The organism is Actinomycetota bacterium (assembly GCA_030682655.1).
Classification (GTDB): Bacteria; Actinomycetota; Coriobacteriia; order Anaerosomatales; family JAUXNU01; genus JAUXNU01.
This window is the reverse complement of sequence record JAUXNU010000140.1, coordinates 1-1050: the sequence shown is the minus strand read 5'-3', so window position 1 is coordinate 1050 and position 1050 is coordinate 1. Positions and strand designations below refer to the sequence as shown.

2 protein-coding genes are annotated in these 1050 nt (G+C 66.1%); both read right to left on the bottom strand.

What is annotated here, in order from left to right; translation table 11 throughout:
- On the bottom strand, window positions 1-488 hold a 488-nt coding region (gene atpH / locus Q8K99_08860), incomplete at its 3' end, for an ATP synthase F1 subunit delta (protein MDP2182663.1).
- 177 nt (window positions 489-665) lie between these two features.
- Window positions 666-1050 (bottom strand): ATP synthase F0 subunit B (locus Q8K99_08855; protein MDP2182662.1); only part of this gene is annotated, 385 nt, incomplete at its 5' end.

Here is a 1050-nt window from a genome sequence, read left to right as displayed (position 1 = left end):
CTCGCGTCCGCGATCCGATCTCCGATTCGGAGCTTCGCCCCCCCGAGGACAGCTTCGTCCACCGTAAGGGTCAACTCCACCTTCTTTCCCAGAGAGGACTCCAGGGTCTTCAACAAACTCTCCCGCATCGTGTCCGGCACGGGCACCGCCGTGACCAGCGCCACCTTCACGATGCCCGCGTCGACCTCAGCCCGCCGCACGAAGAGACCGCACGCCTCCTCGAACACCGACTCGCGACGCTTGTCCACCAGCACCCGCAGGAAGTTGCGGACCAGGCTCTGTCCCCCTTCCGTCAGTTGCATGAGGGCCCGCTTCTTCTCCCCGCCGGGCATCTGCTCGTCCAGCAGGAGAGCCCGCAACTCGGCGGACTGCGCGAGGGCTTCCACGAAGGCGGTCAGGTCTGTGCGGACCGCGTCGACCGCGTCCGCCTCGACAGCCGCCTCGTAGAGGGCCCCGGCGTACACTCTGGCAATCCTGGTCTCGCTCACCGGTCTCTCTTCCTAGTAGGCTGTTGAAGAATGACGCTTCGCCGCCAGGGCGCGATGGGCAAGCGCGAGACAAGGACGCAGGAAGCGTTCGTAGCAGCGCTACGGGCGCGACCGAGGACGCCGTATCGCGCCGTCCAGTGCGTTCTGGTGGCCAAGGCTTCGATCTTCAACAGCCTCCTAATTCGCGCTGAACTTGGCCAGGTCGATCTCGGCGATCGCCTCGTTGATCAGGTTCAGGTGATCCTTCTCGGTGAGGGTCTTCCTCGTGACCTTCTCGGTGGCCAGCAGGGTGAGAGCGGCCACCTCCGCCTTGATCTCCTGCAGGGCCTGGCGTGTCTCGCGCTCGATCTGCTCGTGCGCCTTCTCCACCGCGCGTGCGGCCTGGGTCTTCGCTTCCTCGAGGATCTCGCCCTTGGTGACCTCACCCACCTTGCGGGCGCGCTCCAGGATGTCCTCGCCCTCCTGCCGGGCCGCCGCCAGCTGCACCTTGTAGTCCTCGAGCAGCGTGCGGGCCTCTTCGCGGAGGCGCTCGGACTCGCGGATCGACTCGTGGATCTCGTCT